Source organism: Streptomyces sp. NPDC088261, assembly GCF_044740805.1.
Classification (GTDB): domain Bacteria; phylum Actinomycetota; class Actinomycetes; order Streptomycetales; family Streptomycetaceae; genus Streptomyces.
This window is the reverse complement of the sequence record NZ_JBIURL010000002.1, coordinates 1-14838: the sequence shown is the minus strand read 5'-3', so window position 1 is coordinate 14838 and position 14838 is coordinate 1. Positions and strand designations below refer to the sequence as shown.

Sequence of the window (14838 nt, the reverse complement as noted above, 5' to 3'; positions counted from 1 at the left end):
GCTCACTTCAGCCTGCTGGACGCCAGGATGGAGACCAGGTGGAGCAGGGTCTGGACGAGGGCGATGCCGGCGAGGACCGCGATGCCGAGGCGGGTGAAGAAGAGATCGCCCCGCGCCTGGTCGATGATCGCGACGACCAGGATGAAGAGGCTCGCCTCGATCCCGCCGACGAGCCGGTGGAACTTGAGCATGGCCGCCGCGCGGCGGGCCACCGCCAGGCCGGACGAACGGGGCACGGACGCCTCGTCCTTGACGGCCGGCAGGCCGCTGCGCTGGCGGGCCACGTCGACCAGGTCCGTCTCGGCCTTGATCAGGATCGCGCCGAGCGCGGCGAGGGTGCCGAGGAAGGCCCACAGCCAGTTGGTGGACGCGCCGTTGTCGTGGAAGACGTCCGCGCCGCGCACCCCGAAGCCGACCAGCAGGGCCGCCTCGCACAGGTAGTGGCCCACCCGGTCGAGGTAGACGCCGGTGATCGAGGTCTGCTTGCGCCAGCGGGCCACCTCGCCGTCGACGCAGTCGAGCAGCAGGTAGACCTGGAAGAGGACCACCGCGAGGATCGCGCCGGTGAGCCCCGGCAGGAGCAGTGTCGCGCCGCCTATGACACCCACGACCACCATGAGGTACGTGAGCTGGTTGGGCGAGATCCGGGTGTTCACCAGGTACGGGTCGATGTGCAGCGAGATCTCCCGCATGTACATGCGGCCGGCCCAGTGCTCCCCGCTGCGCCGGTCCTTCACTCCGTCGGGGTGGACGACGGGACGGAGTTCAGCTACTGATGGTCTTGGCATAGTCGGCGTACGCGTCCCTGATCTGATCGGTGGACAGGTCGAGGTGTTCGAGGATCGTGAAGCGGCCGGGGCGGGTCTGCGGCGCGTAGGCCACCGCCCGTACGAACTCGTCGACGGTGAAGCCGATCTGCTCGGGCAGGACGGGCAGTCCGTGCCGGTGCAGGACCTCGACGAGCAGCCGCGACTCCTCGTGGGCACCGCGCAGGTGCATGGCGAAGGCGGCACCGAGGCCGACCTGTTCGCCGTGGAGCGCGGAGCGCTTGGGGTGGAGCAGGTCGAAGGCGTGGCTGATCTCGTGGCAGGCGCCGGACGAGGGGCGGGTGTCCCCGCTGATCGACATGGCGATGCCGGTGAGGACCAGCGCCTCGGCGAGGACCGTCAGGAACAGGTCGTCGCCGACGCCGCCGGGGTGGCGCAGCACCGCCTCGCCGGCCGTGCGGGCCATGGCGGCGGCCAGGCCGTCGACGGGTTCGCCGTTGGTCCGGTGCGACAGCTCCCAGTCGGCGATGGCCGAGATGTTGGAGACGGCGTCGCCGATGCCGGAGCGGACGAAGCGGACGGGCGCGTCCCGGATGACGTCGAGGTCGATGACCACGGCGATGGGGGTCGGCACACCGTACGAGCCGCGGCCGTTGTCGTTGTCGAGAGTGGCGACGGGTGAACAGATGCCGTCGTGCGCCAGGTTGGTGGCGACCGCCACCATCGGCAGGCCGAGGCGGGCCGCCGCGTACTTCGTCACGTCGATGATCTTGCCGCCGCCGAGGCCGACGACGGCGTCGTACCGCTTGCCCTTGATGCCGTCGGCGAGCCGGACGGCGGAGTCGATGGTGCCGTCGGCGACGGCGAACCAGTCGGCGTCGGGCAGGACCGGCGCCAGCTTGTCGCGCAGCGCCGCCCCCGAGCCGCCGCTGATGGCGAACGCGAGCCGGCCCGAGCTGGAGATGCGCTGGTCGGCGAGGAGCCCGGCCAGGTCGTCCATGGCGCCGCGGCGGATGTCGACGGAGACCGGGGAGGGGATCAGCCGGGTCAGTACTGGCACGCGATCTCACGGCCCTTCGCGAGGTCGGCGTGATTGTCGATCTCGACCCAGGGGACGTCGCCGATGGGCGCCACGTCGAGGGTGAAACCGCGGTCGACCAGTTCCTGGTAGCCGTCCTCGTAGTAGAGGTCGGGGTCGCGCTCGAAGGTGGTCCGCAGGGCGTCGGCGAGGTCCGCGGCGGCCTCGGCCTCGATCAGCGTGACGCCGATGTACTCGCCGGTGGCGGTGGCCGGGTCCATCAGCTTGGTGATGCGGCGCACCCCCTTGGTGCCCTCCGTGACGACCTTCATCTCCTCGTCGGCGAGGTGCTTGACCGTGTCGAGGGCGAGGATGATCCGCCGCCCCTCGCCGCGCGCGGCGAGCAGGGTCTTCTCGACGGAGACGGGGTGGACGGTGTCGCCGTTGGCGAGGATCACGCCCTTCGCCAGGACGTCACGGGCGCACCAGAGGGAGTAGGCGTTGTTCCACTCCTCGGCCTTGTCGTTGTCGATGAGGGTGAGCCGGATGCCGTACGTCTCCTCCAGGGCGGCCTTGCGGGCGTACACGGCCTCCTTGCGGTAGCCGACGACGACGGCCGCCTCGGTCAGGCCGACCTCGGCGAAGTTGGCGAGGGTCAGGTCGAGGACCGTGAGGGTCCCCTCCCCTTCGGGGTCCACGGGCACGAGGGCCTTGGGGAGCGTGTCGGTGTAGGGGCGCAGACGCCGTCCGGCACCGGCGGCCAGTACGAGGCCGATCATGCGGGTTCTCCTTCGTCATGTACGGCGGGGGCTCCGGCGGACACCCAGAAGCGGATGGACTCCAGGAGCACGACCAGCGCCACGACGGTCGCGAGCACCGTCAGGGCCAGGGGGAAGTCCGTGCCGCGCGTCCCGAGGACGGCGGCGAGGGCGGTGACGACCAGCGTGCGGCCCTCGTGTCCGCCTATGGTCATGACCAGCAGGCGGGGCGGGGCGCCGGTGCCGCCGCGGATGCGGTACACCGTGTCGTAGTGATGGTAGGCGACGGCCGCCACCAGCCCGAAAGCCGCGGGCAACGCGCCGTTCACCTCGGAGCGCGCGGCGAGGACGAGGACCGTGGAGTACTCGGCGGCCCGGAGCACCGGCGGGACGAGCCAGTCGAGCGCGCCGGTGAGGGGCGGGGTGACGGCGGCGCCGGCGAGGACGGCGTACAGCGCGGCGGCCAGGACCACCCAGGAGCTGCCGAACGGTTCAAAGCAGGCGGCGGCCACCAGCAGGGCGCCGCCGGCGAAGGCCACGAACGGGCGCAGGCCGAACGGCGGGCGGGCCTTGAGGCGGGTCAGCAGCCGGGAGACGGTCTCGGCCACCGGGCCGGAGTCGGCGAGGTCGGCGAGGGCCCGCGCGGCGCGTTCGGTGCGGACGGCCTTGCGGGTCACCGAGCGCAGTACGCGCCCGGCGCTGGTGTAGCAGGCGGCGAATCCGCAGCCGACGAGGAGGGCGTAGAAGACGACACGCGGGGTGGTCAGGGCGGTCAGGACGGCGATCATCGCCCAGCGCTCGCCGATCGGGAGCACGATCATCCGGCGCACCCAGACGGTCCAGCCGACGCTGTCGAGCTTGCTGGAGAGCGCGGCGGTGGGGGTCCCGACGACGGCCTTGCCGGTGGAGGTGGCGGCCGTGGCGTCGGCGTTCGCCTCGTTGAACGAGAAGTCGACGACGTGGCGGCAGGTCTGGAGGATCATCGCGCCGAGCGCGAGGGCCCATACGTCGTCGCCATTCCTCGCGGCGCCGAGGGCGAGGCCCGCGTAGTAGGCGTACTCCTTGGCCCGGTCGAAGGTGGCGTCGAGCCAGGCGCCCATCGTGGAGTACTGGAGCGAGTAGCGGGCGAGCTGCCCGTCGGTGCAGTCCAGGACGAAGGAGAAGAGCAGCAGCACTCCGGCGGCGACATAGCCGCCCCGGGTGCCGGTGGCCGCGCAGGCCGCCGCGATCAGCGCGGTGACCAGGGACGCGGTGGTGACCTGGTTGGGCGTCAGGCCGCGGCGGGCGCACCAGCGGGCGAGGTAGCGGGAGTAGGGGCTGACGCAGTACGTCGTGAAGAAGCCGTCACGGGCCTTCACGGCGGAGCGCAGCCGTACGGCTTCGTCGTCGACGGCCGCGGTGGCGGCGGCGGCCTCCTGGTGGGAGGCGGTGTCGAGCGGGACGGCGGCGACGAGCGAGCCCAGTTCGGGGCGGTGTACGGGGGTGCCCTCGGCGTCGAGCGCCTCCGCGACCCGGTCGGCGAGGGAACCGCCGTCGGCGAGGACGGCGGAGGAGAGCTGCGCGGTCCCGGCGGTCCCCGTCGGGTGGTCGGCGGCGGCCGGCGACAGCGCGGCGCTCCGCTCGACGGCGCCCGCGGCGCGTACCAGCGCGGTACGGGCCCCGGGCCGGGCGGTGAGCGCGCCGGTCACGGCGGCGAGCGGGAAGCGGGGGTCGGTCAGCGCGAGGCGCAGGGCGTGGAGGTGGCCGACGAAGCGGGGGTCGACGAGGGCGACACGCTCGGCCGGCGGGACCTCGGCGATCAGGCTGACCGTCTCGGCCGTGCTGGTGGCGGTGCGTACGTCGAATCCCAGCGACCGCAGATCGTGCGCGAGCGACGATCCGGGTACCGGGAGACCGGTGAGGATGGCGGTCGACAGACGAACTCACTCCTTGGCACTGATCAGGGTTGGTGCGCGGCGACCAGGGCCTGTCCTGCGACAGGCCCGTGCCCGGGGATTCCGGGCGGCGACACGTCGGCAGAGGCTATCGGATGAACGGAAGCCTGAGTTCACCGGGCGTTTACGCACAGGACGCCATGGTCTGAACGGGGTCCCGGGCGGAGATCATCATTGTCGATCACCGCGCCGCCCACAAACCGCCGCCGGGCCGGGACCGCCGCCGTACGGACCCCGGTCGCCTCCGCCGTACGGCCCCCGGCGGCCGGGCGGCAGCCCTTAGGGTGGCGGCATGACGTGGCTGATCACAGGTGGGGCGGGCTATATCGGGGCGCACGTGGCGCGGGCCATGAGCGGGGCGGGCGAGCGGGTGGTGGTGCTCGACGACCTGTCGACGGGCGTCGCCGGGCGGCTGCCCGCGGAGATTCCGCTGGTACGGGGCTCACTGCTGGACCGGGACGCGGTGGACGGGGTCCTGGCGGAGCACGGGGTCACCGGTGTGGTGCATCTGGCGGCGAAGAAGCAGGTCGGCGAGTCCGTGGAGCGGCCGCTGCGCTACTACCGGGAGAATCTGCACGGGCTGACGGTGCTGCTCGACGCGGTGGTCGCGGCCGGGGTGGGGCGCTTCCTCTTCTCCTCGTCCGCCGCCGTGTACGGCGTACCGGATGTGGAGTTGATCACGGAGGAGACGCCGGCCGTCCCGATCAGTCCGTACGGCGAGACGAAGCTCGCGGGCGAGTGGCTGGTGCGGGCGGCCGGGAAGGCCCACGGGATCGCCACCGGTTGTCTGCGCTACTTCAACGTGGCGGGCGCCGCGCGGCCCGAGCTGGCGGACACCGGGGTGTTCAACATCATCCCGATGTTCTTCGACCGGATCAGCCGGGGCGAGGCGCCCCGTATCTTCGGCGACGACTACCCGACACCGGACGGCACGGGTGTGCGGGACTACATCCATGTGGCGGATCTCGCCGACGCGCATCTCGCGGTGGCCCGGCGGCTGGCGGAGCGGCCGGGATCCGGTGATCTGACCCTGAACATCGGACGCGGCGTCGGCGTCTCGGTCCGGGAACTCGCCGACCTGGTCGCGGAGGTCACCGGCCACCGGACCCCGCCGGTCGTCGAGGCCCGGCGCCCCGGGGACGCGGCGAAGGCCGTGGCCTCGGTGGAGCTGATCGCGCGCGAGCTGGGCTGGACGGCCACCCGTGACGTACGGGACATGGTCGCGTCGGCATGGGAGGGCTGGCAGGCACAGCACCGCCCCGCGCCGGTCGGATGACGCGGTCAGGGCTCTGACCTGCGGGCTTCCGCGCCCTTCCGGCGGATCACCCCAGGGGCCGTCCGGTAGGCCGTTTTCGCAGGTCAGAGCATATGACAACGGTGTTCAGTCCCGTGTTGTCGGATACCCCCCGTCCGTAGTTCACTGACGTGGTCGGCACTTCACCGAGACGACCGGGAGGCGTCCCCATGGGGGCAGGGCACGACCACGGCCACACGCACGGAGGACCACCGCCGACCGGGACGGCCGCGGCGGCGTACCAGGGACGGCTGCGGATCGCCCTGGGCATCACGCTGTCCGTGATGGTCGTGGAGATCATCGGTGGCATCGCGGCCGACTCGCTCGCCCTGGTCGCGGACGCCGCGCACATGGCGACGGACGCGGTCGGCCTCGGCCTGGCGCTGCTGGCGATCCACTTCGCGGCCCGGCCCGCCGACACCAGCCGTACCTTCGGCTACGCGCGCGCCGAGATCCTCGCCGCGCTGGCCAACTGCCTCCTGCTGCTGGGGGTCGGCGGCTATCTGCTGTACGAGGCGATCGAGCGGTTCATCGTGCCGCCGGACACGCGGGGCGGTCTTGCGATCGTCTTCGCGCTGATCGGCATGGCCGCCAACCTGGTGTCCCTCTCCCTGCTGATGCGCGGGCAGAAGGAGAGCCTGAACGTGCGCGGGGCCTATCTGGAGGTGCTCGCCGACACGCTCGGCTCGTTCACCGTGCTCGTGTCGTCCGTGATCATCCTGACCACGGGGTGGCAGACGGCCGACCCGATCGCGGGCCTGCTGATCGGTCTGATGATCGTCCCGCGTACGGTGAAGCTCCTCAGAGAGACGCTCAACGTGCTGCTGGAGGCGGCGCCCCGGAATGTCGACATGGCGGAGGTACGGGCCCACATGCTCGCGCTGCCCGGTGTGGCCGACGTCCACGACCTGCACGCCTGGACGATCACCTCGGGCATGCCGGTGCTCTCCGCGCACGTGGTGGTGGACCAGGACGCGCTGGACTCGGTGGGGCACGAGAAGATGCTGCACGACCTCCAGGGATGCCTCGGGACCCACTTCGACGTGGAGCACTGCACGTTCCAGCTGGAACCCCGGGGACACGCCGAGCACGAGGCGAAACTCTGCCATTGAGGCGCCCGGCCGGCCGGTCGGCCGAACAGACATGCCCACACGTTCGAAGTGCGGACACGGGGCTTTTGTACGGCAGACTTGGGGTTCGAGGCCCGAAGCGAAGGATGGTTATGCCGACCACACCAGTCACTGAGGCGAGCAGCTCGCCGAACGGGGTACCGGACTCGTCGAACGGGGTACCAGAGCCAATCCTGCTGGAGCTGGTCGACGAGCTCGGGCAGACCATCGGCACCGCCGAGAAGCTCGCCGCCCACCAGCCGCCCGGGAAGCTGCACCGGGCGTTCTCCGTCTTCCTCTTCGACGAGCAGGGCCGGCTGCTCATCCAGCGCCGCGCGCTCGGCAAGTACCACTCCCCCGGCGTCTGGTCGAACACCTGCTGCGGGCACCCGTACCCGGGCGAGGCGCCGTTCGCCGCTGCCGCCCGGCGGACCTACGAGGAGCTGGGCATCTCGCCGTCGCTGCTCGCCGAGGCCGGCACGGTCCGGTACAACCACCCCGACCCGGACTCCGGGCTGGTGGAGCAGGAGTACAACCACCTCTTCGTCGGCATGGCCCAGGCGCCCCCGCTGCCCGACCCGGAAGAGGTCGGCGAGACGGTGTTCGTCACCCCCGCGGAGCTGACGAAACGTCACGACGAGGCGCGCTTCTCCGCGTGGTTCATGAGCGTGCTGGACGCGGCGCGCCCGGCGATCAGAGAGCTCACAGGGCCGGCCGGGGGCTGGTGACACCTTCCCGGAGCGGGGGATCGTCGAGCGGTGACCTGAGGGGAAGCGCCGCCCAGATGATCTTCCCGCCACCGGCGGTCTGTTCCATGTCGAAGCCGCCGCCCGCCTCGCGGACGATCTCCCGTACGAGGAGCAGCCCGCGCCCGCCCGTCTGCGCGTAGTCGGTCTCCAGCGCCGTGGGGCGGTACGGGTGGTTGTCCTCCACCGACACCCGGATCCACTCCGCCTCGATCGCCACCCCGACGGCCAGCTCGGGCGAGAGCAGGGCCGCGTGCCGTACGGCGTTGGTGACCAGCTCGGAGACGATCAGCAGGATCCCCTGGACGACGTCGTCCCTGACCGGGACCCCCTGGCGCTTCAGGAGATCGCGTACGGCATGCCGGGCCCGCGGCACGGAGACGTCGACGGTGGGGGCGGTGAACCGCCACACTCCTTCGTACGACAGCGGCCGGGCCGGAACACTCCCGCGGCTCTCCACCATCCTGCGGCACCACCCTCGGCTTGACCGGCTGTTTCCGCCGGCGACGTCCATCGGACACCGAGTCTTGGGAACGGGCGGGTCCCGCCCGGGCCACTGAACAGAAGTCAGCCGTTATTGATGGTGTCCGATCACCTTGTTGCGGACACCTCGGACACGCGACCGCCTCTGATCGCCGGGTGCCGTCTTCCGTCTCTTTCGGTGAGGGCTCTCTGTGGGGTCGGTGAGGCTCGTCCGGAGTGGTGGCGAGGGCGGTACGCGGGGGCGGTGAGGGCTGTCCGCGGGCCGGTCCCGCGCCCCGGATACGATCCGGCGCATGGAGCCCCAGCTGCTGCACCGCGTCGCGGACGGTGTCGCGACCGTCGTCATCCACCATCCGGCCAAGCGCAACGCGATGACGGCCCGGATGTGGCGGGACCTCCCTCCGCTGCTCGCGGGGCTGGCCCCGGACCCCGCTGTACGGGCGCTGGTGCTCACCGGCGAGGGGGCGCACTTCTCCGCGGGCGCGGACATCTCCACGCTCGGGGAGCCCGGTGAGGACGCGCGGTCGCTGGCGGTGGCGGCGGAGGACGCGCTGGCGGCCTTCCCCAAGCCGACGCTGGCCGCCGTACGCGGGTCGTGTGTGGGCGGGGGCTGCCAGCTGGCCGCCGCGTGCGATCTGCGGTTCGCGGAGGAGGGGGCGCGGTTCGGGGTGACGCCGGCCCGGCTCGGGATCGTGTACGCGGCCTCCTCCACGCGGCGGTTGGCGTCGCTGGTGGGTCCGGCGACCGCCAAGTACCTGCTGTTCTCGGCCGAGTTGATCGACACGGAACGGGCGCTGCGCACCGGCCTCGTGGACGAGGTGCTGCCGGCGGGCGAACTGGACGCGCGGGTGGCGGAGTTCGCCCGGGTGCTGGTCTCGCGCTCGCAGCTGACCCAGGCGGCGGCGAAGGAGTTCGCCGCCGATCCGGACGGGCGCGCGGCGTACGGGGAGGAGCGTGACGCGTACTGGACGGAGCAGGCGCGCGGCAGCGGTGACACCTCGGAGGGGGTCGCCGCCTTCCTGGAACGGCGTGAGCCGCGGTTCAGCTGGACGGCGTCGTGACGGGAGGCCGCCGCTTCGCCCGGAACTCCGCGACGAGGGCGGCGGGCGCCTTCTCGGGCGATCCCGCGTCGTAGGGCGGCTGCGGGTCGTACTCGGTCATCAGCTGTACGGACTGGGCGACCCGGTCACCGGCGATCCGCCCGAGCAGGCTCAGGCCCATGTCGATGCCGGACGAGACGCCGGCGGCCGTGACGTACTTGCCGTCGAAGACGACCCGCTCGCCGGTCGGTTCGGCCCCCAGGCCCGCGAGCCGGTCGAGCGAGAGCCAGTGAGTGGTGGCGCGCCGTCCCGTGAGCAGCCCGGCGGCGGCGAGCAGGAGGGAGCCGGTGCAGACGGAGGTGGTCCAGGTGGTGGTGGCGTCCACGGCCCGCAGCCAGCCGAGGACGGTCTCGTTCTCCATCTGCGCGCCCTGGCCGGGCCCGCCGGGCACCACGACGATGTCGGGGCGGGTCACCTCGGCGAGTGTCCGTTCGGCGACGAGCGACAGGCTGCCCTGGTCGTTGGCCACCGGTCCGGTGTGCTCGGCGACGAACACGGTCCGGGCGCCGGGGGTCCGGGCGAGGATCTCGTAGGGTCCGACGGCGTCGAGGGCGGTGAACCGGTCGAAGAGCAGGATCGCGATCTGCATGGGGGCCCTCCGGTGGTGGGGCGTGGCGGGGCGTCAGGTGACGGTCGTCAGGTAGGGGGTGTTACGGGTTGTCAGGTACGGGGCGCGGCCGGGTGGTTGCCGGGTTCGTCGGGCGCCGGGGCCGGGTGCGGCCGGAAGCGGCGGCGGTACTCCGCCGGGGACGTACCCAGGGACTTCACGAAGGCCCGGCGCATCGCCTCCGGGGTGCCGTAGCCGCTCGCGCGGGAGATCTCCTCGATTCCGTCGGCGCTGTCCTCCAGCAGCATCCGCGCGTGTTCCAGCCGGACGCGGTCCACGTACCGGCCGGGCGTGGTGCCCGTCTCCGCGCGGAAGGCGCGGGCGAAGTGGCGGGGCGACAGCCGCGCGCGCCCGGCCAGCGACTCGACGGACAGATCGCCGCCGGGGTGTTCCCCGATCCACGCCTGCACGTCGCGCAGCGGACCGCGCTGGGCCGTCTGGGCCGCGAGCCGGGCGCTGAACTGGGCCTGGTTGCCGGGCCGTCGGAGGAACACCACCAGATGACGGGCGACGGTCAGCGCGGCGTCCCGCCCGAGATCCTCCTCGACCAGGGCCAGGGCCAGGTCGATGCCGGACGTCACTCCGGCGGAGGTCGAGACCCGGCCGTCCCGTACGAAGATCGGGTCCGGGTCCACGTCCACGGCCGGGTACTTCCGGGACAGCAGGTCGGCCGCCACCCAGTGGGTGGTCGCCCGGCGCCCGTCGAGCAGGCCGGCCTCCGCGAGGAGCAGGGCGCCGGTGCAGACCGACACCAGCCGGTGGGCGCGCGGCGCGTTCTCCCGCAACCAGTCGATCAGCCGTGGATCCGGTGTGCGGGTGCCCGATCCGCCCGGCACGAGCAGGGTGTGCGGCGCGGCGGCCGCGGCGAGCGCGGTGTCGGGGACCAGCGTCAGCCCGCTGGACGCGCGGACCGGACCGCCGTCGAGTGAGGCCGTGCGGATGCGGTACGCGTCCGGGTCGCCGGTGAAGCGGGCGGCCCCGGCGAACACCTCCACCGGACCCGTCACGTCGAGGCTCTGCACGTCGTCGAAGAGGACCACCAGCACGGATCGCTCGGTCATGCCCGCCATCCTTCCGCCCTGCGGAGGAGGGCCGCAATGACGAGGACCCCTCCTTTCCTGCCATCCCGGCCGTACACGCAGCCCCGTACCGACCGGTCAGTAATATGAGGCCATGACCACTCTGCCCGAGCGGGCCGCCCGACGCTGTTACGCCGCCCTGAACCCGATCCACTCGACCCTGTACTTCTCGCCCGACCTCGGGCGCGAGTTCGAGCGCGAGGGGGTACGGGACTCCGACGCCGTCTACTTCGCCGCCCGCGCGGCGCCCCTCGGCCCGGTCGGCGCGGGTGTGGTCGCCGCGACCTTCTACAACTTCAACCACGAGCTGATCACCCGTCACGTACCCGCCGTCTGGGACATCCTCTCCCCGCAGGCCGCCCTCGACGCCCGGCTGCGCGCCGTCGACTCGCTGCTGCGCCGGCTCCTCGGGGAGGAGACCGTCGCGTCCGGGGAGATGGCCGAGGCGGCGGAACTGGCGCTGCGGGCCGCCGAGGGATGCACCCGCCACGCCCGCCCGCTGTACGCGGCCAACGCCGACCTGCCCGTACCGGACGCACCGCACCTGGCGTACTGGCACGCCACCACCCTGCTGCGGGAGCACCGCGGCGACGGCCACCTGGCGGCGCTGCTGTCCTCGGGCCTGGACCCCGTGGAGGCGCTGGCCAGCCACACCGCGAGCGGCCGGGGCATGACGCCGAAGTGGGCCGTCTCCAGCAGGGGCTGGACCTCCGGGGAGTGGGAGGCGGCCCGGGGGCGGCTGCGCGAGCGCGGTCTGCTGGACGCCGACGGGGAGCTGACGGAGGCCGGCGCGGACCTGCGCAAGGCCCTGGAGGACGAGACGAACCGCTTGGACGTGGCGCCCTACGAACGGCTGGGCGCGGCGGGGGTGGCCCGCCTGACCGATCTGGCCGGCGGCTTCACGGGCACCGCCCTGGCGGCCAGGGCGTTCCCCGCGGACCTCATAGGCAAGCACTGACGGACCGTTTACCCGGCTCGAAGCGGGACACCCGGAAGACAGTGACCGACCGCGTCCCGTTCGATCCCCGCGGTCGGCGGCCCGACGACCGACAGCAGGAGGCCCCCGTGTTCCGTGCCATCGCCGACGTACTCCGCTCGATCGGATCGACGATCGCCTCCGTGGTGACCCTGCCCTTCCGCGCGCTCGCGCGGCTCTTCGGCGGCGCTTCCCGCGGGCACGCCTGACCCGTCCCCCAACTCGCCGGCCCGGTCCCGATCCGCTCTCGGGACCGGGCCGGCGGCTGTCAGGACCGCCGGTCGCGCCCCCCGCTGTCACAGCCACCTGCCACAATGCAGACGGCGGACCACAGAACAGCGGAGCGTGATCGTGACGACGTCCATCGAAGGCAGGATCGCCGAGGAAATCGGCGTACGGGAGCGACAGGTGAGGGCGGCCGTCGAGCTGCTCGACGGCGGGTCGACCGTGCCGTTCATCGCGCGCTACCGCAAGGAAGCGACCGAGATGCTCGACGACACGCAGCTGCGCACCCTGGAGGAGCGGCTGCGCTATCTGCGCGAGCTGGAGGAGCGGCGGACGGCGATCCTGGAGTCCGTACGGGACCAGGGGAAGCTCGACGCGGCCCTGGAGGCGCGGATCCGGGGCGCCGACACCAAGGCGCGCCTGGAGGACATCTACCTGCCGTTCAAGCCCAAGCGGCGCACGAAGGCGCAGATCGCCCGGGAGGCCGGTCTCGGGCCGCTCGCCGAGGGGCTGCTGACGGACCCTTCGGTGGATCCCCTGGCAGCGGCCGCGGCGTTCGTGGACGCGGACAAGGGCGTTGCCGACCCGGCCGCGGCGCTGGAGGGGGCGCGGGCGATCCTCACCGAGCGGTTCTCCGAGGACGCCGACCTGATCGGCGAGGCGCGCGAGCGGATGTGGGCCAAGGGGCGGCTGACCGCGAAGGTGCGGGCGGGCAAGGAGGAGGCCGGCGCGAAGTTCGCCGACTACTTCGACTTCGCCGAGCCGTTCACCGCGCTGCCCTCGCACCGCGTGCTGGCGATGCTCCGGGGCGAGAAGGAGGACATCCTCGACCTCTCCCTGGAGCCCGAGGAGCCGTCGGACCTGCCGGGTCCGACGATGTACGAGAACATGATCGCGCGGCGCTTCGGCGTCGCCGACCGGGGCCGGCCCGGTGACAAGTGGCTGGCGGACACCGTGCGGTGGGCCTGGCGCACCCGGATCCTCGTGCACCTCGGAATCGACCTGCGGCTCCGGCTGCGGACGGCCGCCGAGGACGAGGCGGTCCGGGTCTTCGCGTCGAACCTGCGCGACCTGCTCCTCGCGGCGCCGGCGGGGACGCGTGCGACGCTCGGCCTCGACCCCGGGTTCCGTACGGGCGTGAAGGTGGCCGTCGTGGACGCGACGGGCAAGGTCGTCGCCATCGACACGATCTACCCGCACGTGCCGGCGAACAAGTGGAACGAAGCTCTGGCGAAGCTCGCGCGGCTCGCGAAGGAGCACGCGGTCGACCTGATCGCCATCGGCAACGGCACGGCGTCCCGCGAGACCGACAAGCTCGCGGCCGAGCTGATCGCGGCGCATCCGGAGCTGAACCTCACGAAGGTGATGGTCTCGGAGGCGGGCGCCTCCGTGTACTCCGCGTCGGCGTTCGCCTCGCAGGAGCTGCCCGACCTGGACGTGTCGATCCGGGGCGCCGTCTCGATCGCGCGGCGGCTCCAGGACCCGCTCGCCGAGCTGGTGAAGATCGACCCCAAGTCCATCGGCGTCGGCCAGTACCAGCACGACCTGTCCGAGGTGAAGCTGTCCCGCTCGCTCGACACGGTGGTCGAGGACTGTGTGAACGGGGTGGGGGTCGACGTCAACACCGCGTCCACGCCGCTGCTCGCCCGGGTCTCCGGCATCAGCGCGGGCCTCGCGGAGAACATCGTGGCCCACCGCGACGCGCACGGGCCCTTCCGGTCCCGGCGCGCGCTCAAGGACGTGGCCAGGCTGGGTCCCAAGGCGTACGAGCAGTGCGCGGGCTTCCTGCGGATCCGCGACGGCGACGATCCGCTCGACGCGTCGTCGGTCCACCCGGAGGCGTACCCGGTCGTCCGCGCGATGGTGAAGTCGGCGGGCGGCGAGGTCGCGTCGCTCATCGGCAACACGACGGTGCTGCGGTCGCTGAGGCCGGCGGAGTTCGTGAACGACTCCTTCGGGCTGCCGACCGTGACGGACATCCTGCGCGAGCTGGAGAAGCCGGGGCGGGATCCGCGTCCCGCGTTCAAGACGGCGACGTTCAAGGACGGCGTCGAGAAGCTCGCCGACCTGGAGCCGGGCATGATCCTGGAGGGCGTCGTGACGAACGTGGCGGCGTTCGGGGCGTTTGTGGATGTGGGCGTGCATCAGGACGGGCTGGTGCATGTGTCCGCGATGTCGCGGACGTTCGTGAAGGACCCGCGGGACGTGGTGAAGCCGGGGGACGTGGTGCGGGTGAAGGTCCAGGAGGTGGACCTTGCGCGTAAGCGGATCTCCCTGACGTTGCGGCTGGACGACGAGGCGGCGACTTCGGCGAGGCCGGAGCGGGCGTCTGCGCCTCGGCCTCGGCAGCGGGGGGGCCGTGCCGGCGCGTCTGCGTCTGCGCCTGCGGCGCGGGTGCCGGGGCCGGCGAACAGCGCGATGGCCGACGCGCTCCGGAGGGCGGGCCTCAGCGATAGCTAGCGCCTGCGGCGGTGTCCGTTGCCGTTTTCCCTTGTCCTCAATCGCCGGACGGGCTTCTGCGGCGCGGTGCTTTGGCGCGGCTTACTGATGTCCTCAATCGCCGGACGGGCTTGGGGGTGCCGTGGTGACGGGGGGCGGGGCCTCCGGAGGCACGTATGTCCGGACTGCATGTTTTACGGCGCGTGCGAGGTCTTGTCTTGATTAACGGTAGCCATGCGCCACAAAACACGCTTTACGTCCGGCCACACGCACCTCCTCCGACCCCACCCCCCTCACGCCGCC

At 72.3% G+C, this 14838-nt stretch carries 14 protein-coding genes; 7 read left to right on the top strand and 7 right to left on the bottom strand.

Annotation, left to right across the window (positions count from 1 at the left end):
* Nucleotides 1-2 precede the first annotated feature (2 nt).
* Genes ACIODU_RS03990 through ACIODU_RS03975 form a run of 4 tightly spaced genes read right to left on the bottom strand, consistent with a single transcriptional unit; the run spans nucleotide 3 to nucleotide 4459 of the window.
* Nucleotides 3-788: a CDP-alcohol phosphatidyltransferase family protein gene (locus ACIODU_RS03990; protein ID WP_401763586.1), complete on the bottom strand. Its 786-nt coding sequence runs from the start codon at nucleotides 786-788 to the stop codon at nucleotides 3-5.
* Nucleotides 766-1827 (bottom strand): iron-containing alcohol dehydrogenase family protein, encoded by a 1062-nt coding sequence (locus ACIODU_RS03985; protein WP_161307943.1) that lies wholly within the window; start codon nucleotides 1825-1827, stop codon nucleotides 766-768. Before ACIODU_RS03985 ends, ACIODU_RS03990 begins: the two co-directional genes overlap by 23 nt.
* Nucleotides 1815-2564 (bottom strand): phosphocholine cytidylyltransferase family protein, encoded by a 750-nt coding sequence (locus tag ACIODU_RS03980; RefSeq protein ID WP_356419607.1) that lies wholly within the window; start codon nucleotides 2562-2564, stop codon nucleotides 1815-1817. Before ACIODU_RS03980 ends, ACIODU_RS03985 begins: the two co-directional genes overlap by 13 nt.
* Nucleotides 2561-4459, bottom strand: a complete 1899-nt coding sequence (locus ACIODU_RS03975) for a DUF5941 domain-containing protein (RefSeq protein ID WP_401764885.1) — start codon at nucleotides 4457-4459, stop codon at nucleotides 2561-2563. Before ACIODU_RS03975 ends, ACIODU_RS03980 begins: the two co-directional genes overlap by 4 nt.
* Nucleotides 4460-4769: 310 nt before the next feature.
* On the opposite strand from ACIODU_RS03975, the gene galE reads away from it, so the two are divergent.
* From galE to idi, 3 genes are all read left to right on the top strand, one after another.
* Entirely contained in the window at nucleotides 4770-5753 is a 984-nt protein-coding gene (gene galE / locus ACIODU_RS03970; RefSeq protein WP_356419610.1) for a UDP-glucose 4-epimerase GalE, read from the top strand.
* A 188-nt stretch (nucleotides 5754-5941) separates the two neighbouring features.
* Complete coding sequence (locus tag ACIODU_RS03965) at nucleotides 5942-6883, top strand: cation diffusion facilitator family transporter (RefSeq protein ID WP_356419612.1); 942 nt, start codon at nucleotides 5942-5944, stop codon at nucleotides 6881-6883.
* Nucleotides 6884-6993: 110 nt separating this feature from the next.
* Nucleotides 6994-7608, top strand: coding sequence for an isopentenyl-diphosphate Delta-isomerase (idi, locus tag ACIODU_RS03960; RefSeq protein ID WP_401763584.1), 615 nt, complete (start codon nucleotides 6994-6996; stop codon nucleotides 7606-7608).
* Here the strand turns inward: idi and ACIODU_RS03955 are convergent.
* Complete coding sequence (locus tag ACIODU_RS03955) at nucleotides 7583-8086, bottom strand: ATP-binding protein (protein WP_356419688.1); 504 nt, start codon at nucleotides 8084-8086, stop codon at nucleotides 7583-7585. The genes idi and ACIODU_RS03955 overlap by 26 nt on opposite strands.
* 316 nt (nucleotides 8087-8402) lie before the next feature.
* Between ACIODU_RS03955 and ACIODU_RS03950 the strand changes: the two genes are divergently transcribed.
* Entirely contained in the window at nucleotides 8403-9170 is a 768-nt protein-coding gene (locus ACIODU_RS03950; RefSeq protein WP_401763582.1) for an enoyl-CoA hydratase/isomerase family protein, read from the top strand.
* On the opposite strand, the gene ACIODU_RS03945 is transcribed toward ACIODU_RS03950, so the two are convergent.
* Nucleotides 9151-9798 (bottom strand): DJ-1/PfpI family protein, encoded by a 648-nt coding sequence (locus ACIODU_RS03945; RefSeq protein WP_401763579.1) that lies wholly within the window; start codon nucleotides 9796-9798, stop codon nucleotides 9151-9153. The two genes, ACIODU_RS03950 and ACIODU_RS03945, sit on opposite strands and share 20 nt — an antisense overlap.
* Before the next feature lie 71 nt (nucleotides 9799-9869).
* Nucleotides 9870-10877 carry a GlxA family transcriptional regulator gene (locus tag ACIODU_RS03940; RefSeq protein ID WP_401763576.1) on the bottom strand — a complete coding sequence of 336 codons (1008 nt, stop codon included), beginning with the start codon at nucleotides 10875-10877 and terminating at the stop codon, nucleotides 9870-9872.
* Nucleotides 10878-10989: 112 nt separating this feature from the next.
* On the opposite strand from ACIODU_RS03940, the gene ACIODU_RS03935 reads away from it, so the two are divergent.
* The 3 genes from ACIODU_RS03935 to ACIODU_RS03925 all read left to right on the top strand — a co-directional run bounded on the left by ACIODU_RS03935 (nucleotide 10990) and on the right by ACIODU_RS03925 (nucleotide 14556).
* The gene (locus tag ACIODU_RS03935) at nucleotides 10990-11853 is read left to right on the top strand and encodes a hypothetical protein (protein ID WP_401763573.1); all 864 of its coding nucleotides are present in this window, start codon (nucleotides 10990-10992) and stop codon (nucleotides 11851-11853) included.
* Between the two features lie 107 nt (nucleotides 11854-11960).
* Nucleotides 11961-12080 (top strand): LPFR motif small protein, encoded by a 120-nt coding sequence (locus ACIODU_RS03930; RefSeq protein WP_345944023.1) that lies wholly within the window; start codon nucleotides 11961-11963, stop codon nucleotides 12078-12080.
* Between the two features lie 142 nt (nucleotides 12081-12222).
* Entirely contained in the window at nucleotides 12223-14556 is a 2334-nt protein-coding gene (locus ACIODU_RS03925) for a Tex family protein (protein ID WP_401763570.1), read from the top strand.
* Nucleotides 14557-14838 lie beyond the last annotated feature (282 nt).

Coding starts and splice junctions, on each gene's coding strand:
- ACIODU_RS03950 (WP_401763582.1), top strand. CDS start 8,403: ATGGAGCCCCAGCTGCTGCACCGCGTCGCGGACGGTGTCGCGACCGTC.
- galE (WP_356419610.1), top strand. CDS start 4,770: ATGACGTGGCTGATCACAGGTGGGGCGGGCTATATCGGGGCGCACGTG.
- ACIODU_RS03965 (WP_356419612.1), top strand. CDS start 5,942: ATGGGGGCAGGGCACGACCACGGCCACACGCACGGAGGACCACCGCCG.
- ACIODU_RS03990 (WP_401763586.1), bottom strand. CDS start 788: ATGCCAAGACCATCAGTAGCTGAACTCCGTCCCGTCGTCCACCCCGAC.
- idi (WP_401763584.1), top strand. CDS start 6,994: ATGCCGACCACACCAGTCACTGAGGCGAGCAGCTCGCCGAACGGGGTA.
- ACIODU_RS03945 (WP_401763579.1), bottom strand. CDS start 9,798: ATGCAGATCGCGATCCTGCTCTTCGACCGGTTCACCGCCCTCGACGCC.
- ACIODU_RS03940 (WP_401763576.1), bottom strand. CDS start 10,877: ATGACCGAGCGATCCGTGCTGGTGGTCCTCTTCGACGACGTGCAGAGC.
- ACIODU_RS03980 (WP_356419607.1), bottom strand. CDS start 2,564: ATGATCGGCCTCGTACTGGCCGCCGGTGCCGGACGGCGTCTGCGCCCC.
- ACIODU_RS03935 (WP_401763573.1), top strand. CDS start 10,990: ATGACCACTCTGCCCGAGCGGGCCGCCCGACGCTGTTACGCCGCCCTG.